Origin of the sequence: Streptomyces sp. NPDC056486, from assembly GCF_042795295.1 — a bacterium.
Classification (GTDB): domain Bacteria; phylum Actinomycetota; class Actinomycetes; order Streptomycetales; family Streptomycetaceae; genus Streptomyces.
Window position 1 is genome coordinate 1 of record NZ_JBHTSF010000317.1, and the last position, 2,706, is coordinate 2,706.

General features: G+C 72.4%; 3 protein-coding genes. 1 reads left to right on the top strand and 2 read right to left on the bottom strand.

Going from position 1 to position 2,706, the window contains the following annotated elements:
• Nucleotides 1-41: 41 nt before the first annotated feature.
• Both ACFQ7F_RS45685 and ACFQ7F_RS45690 read right to left on the bottom strand, forming a co-directional pair.
• Nucleotides 42-983 carry a hypothetical protein gene (locus ACFQ7F_RS45685; protein ID WP_383285675.1) on the bottom strand — a complete coding sequence of 314 codons (942 nt, stop codon included), beginning with the start codon at nt 981-983 and terminating at the stop codon, nt 42-44.
• Nucleotides 980-1,792, bottom strand: a complete 813-nt coding sequence (locus ACFQ7F_RS45690) for a phosphatase PAP2 family protein (RefSeq protein ID WP_383285678.1) — start codon at nt 1,790-1,792, stop codon at nt 980-982. Before ACFQ7F_RS45690 ends, ACFQ7F_RS45685 begins: the two co-directional genes overlap by 4 nt.
• Nucleotides 1,793-1,981: 189 nt before the next feature.
• Between ACFQ7F_RS45690 and ACFQ7F_RS45695 the strand changes: the two genes are divergently transcribed.
• On the top strand, nt 1,982-2,617 hold the full coding sequence (locus tag ACFQ7F_RS45695) for a TetR/AcrR family transcriptional regulator C-terminal ligand-binding domain-containing protein (RefSeq protein ID WP_383285681.1): 636 nt from the start codon (nt 1,982-1,984) through the stop codon (nt 2,615-2,617).
• Nucleotides 2,618-2,706 lie beyond the last annotated feature (89 nt).

A 2,706-nucleotide genomic window follows, 5' to 3' on the forward strand; every position in this document is an offset into this window, starting at 1 on the left:
CTCCTGGGTTCAGGGGCGCGGCCGATGCCGTTGCGGCAGCCCTAGTGGCGCGAGAGGTGGAGCGAGGCGGCGGGCTCGGTCTGCCCGGGGACGGTCGGCGGATAGTCGGGCGCGGAGTCGGGTGTCGCGGCGGACGCGGAGACCGGCATGGAAACGGCATCCCGTGGCGACCGTGTCAGCACGACCACTCCGTACGCCGCGACCGCCGCACCCCCGGCCGCCAGGAAGAGACCGGCCAGGCCTCCCTGCAGCCGCTCCCCGAGCAGCGCGAGACCGATGCCGGCGGCGGCCACCGGGTTGGCCAGGGTGACGACGGCGAGCGGCGCCCCGAGGCCCCCGCGATACGCGGTCTGGGACAGGAAGAGGCCGCCCACGGCGAACGCGGCGACGAGCAGCGCCACGATGATCACCTGTGGGCCGAGCAGCGGGCCCGAGCGGTCCGTCGCGGCGACCGTCACGGTCTGGGTGAGCGCCGACGCGACGCCCGATGCGAACCCGGAAGCCGTCGCGTGACGCAGCCCCGGCCGCGTACCCGGACGGGAGAGGACGCCGATCACGGTCACCGTGAGGCCCGCGACGGCCAGCGCCTCCGGCAGGGTCAGCGTGTCGTCGGGCGCGGGTCCGGTCGCGGTGAGGAGCAGGGCGCTGAGGCCGATGAGCGTGAGCCCGGTGCCACGCCACTCCAGCGGTGTGACCCGCCGCCCGGCAAGGCGTGCGCCCAGCGGTACGGCGGCGACGAGGGTGAGCGCGCCGAGCGGCTGGACCAGGGTGAGCGGGCCGTACTTCAGGGCCGCCACGTGCAGCAGCGCCGCGCACGCGTTGAGCCCGACGGACGACCACCAGGCCCCGCTGCCGAGCAGCCGCAGGAAGCCGTTGCCGGTGCCCGGGATGCCGGCGGCGAGGCGCTCCTGGGCGACGGCCGCGGAGGCGTACGCGGCGGCCGACACGAGCGAGAGCGCGACGGCGAGAAGTGTGGCGTTCACCGGCGGACCCCCGGGGCGGCCAGTTCACGCACGGGCGCGCGGCGTCGCACCACGAGCGAGCGCGCGGGATCCGGCAGCTTGATCACGGCGAGCGCGATGCCGAGCAGCGCGGACACCGCGATGGCGTCGAGCCAGTAGTGATTGGCGGTCCCGACGACCACGAGAAGCGTGATCAGCGGATGCAGCAGCCACAGCCACCGCCACCGCGACGAGGTCGCGGCGATGAGTCCGACGGCGAGCATCAGCGCCCACCCGAAGTGCAGGGACGGCATCGCGGCGAACTGGTTCGCCATCGAGTCCGCCTGCGGGGCGGAGCCGTAGACGGTCGGGCCGTACACCTGCCCGGTGTCCACGAGCCCCGTCGCCTCCAGCATCCGCGGCGGCGCCAGCGGGAAGGTCAGGTGCAGCACGAGGGCCGCCGCGGTCAGCGCGGCGAGCACCCGCCTGCTCCATACGTAGTGCCGGGGGCGCCGCAGGTAGAGCCAGACCAGGAACAGCGCGGTGGCCGGGAAGTGCACCGTCGCGTAGTAGGTGTTCGCGACGTGCACCAGGGTGTCGCTGCCGAGCAGCGCGTCCTGTACGGCGCCCTCGCCCGGCAGGCGCAGGGTGCGTTCGGCGTCCCACACGCGATGTGCGTTGCGGAAGGCCTCACCGGTGTGGCCGTTGGCCAGCAGCCTGCCGAATTTGTAGACGAGAAAGAGTCCTACGACGAGGAGGAGCTCGCGGACGAGGGGCGGTCGGGCAGATGTGTCCGGCTCCCGGACGGCTATGTCCGGTTCCCTTTCGGCAGGCTCGGTTCGGGATTTCATCCCCCGGCCCCTTTACGTGATGACTGGGTGGTGCGGGTAGTGAGTGAGGAGGCGCCCCGCTCGGTCGGGGAGCGTCCTGCTCATCGATACGACAGTGTACCGATACGCCAGTGTACCGATACGGAGGCGTACCGGTACACTGGCGTATCGATAGCGTCGGTCGAAGCCGCCGCACCGAGGAGAAGAGTCATGACGTCGCCGGACCAGGCAGTAGACGCAGCGACAGCGGATCCCGTGGGTTCCTCGCGCCGCTCCAAGATCACGCCCGAGCGTGAGCAGGAGTTCTACGACGCCGTCCTCGGCCAGCTCCGAGAGTGCGGGTACGACGCCGTGACCATGGAGGGCGTGGCCGCGACCACCCGGTGCAGCAAGTCCACGCTCTACCGCCAGTGGAAGACGAAGCCCCAGTTCGTGGCCGCCGCGCTGCGCGCCAACCGATGCGTGCGTTTCGCGGGCATCGACACCGGCACGCTCGCCGGTGATCTGCGCGAGGCGGCGCGGGCGGCGGGGGAGTGGTCGACCCAGGACAGTCTGCTGGTGCAGGCGCTCAGCCACGCGATCCTGCAGGACGAGGATCTGCGCAGCGCGCTGCGCGAAGCGCTTGTGGAGCCGGAGACCCGGGCGCTCGACGATCTGGTCGAGCGCGGGGTGGCCCGGGGAGAGATCGCCGCGGACCATCCGGCCACGCGGTTCATCACGGCCCAGCTCATGGGCGTGGTCCGGGCCCGCCCGGTCCTCGAGGGCAAGCACGCGGACGAGGAGTACCTCTCCGCCTTCGTGGAGGCGTGCGTGCTGCCCGCACTGGGTCTGACCAGACCCACCTGATCGTGGACCGGGGTCCCATGGATGACGGGCCCCGATCTGCCTGAGCCGCGCCGCACCGTGGGGACGGGGGTGGCGTGGCCGCCTTTGGC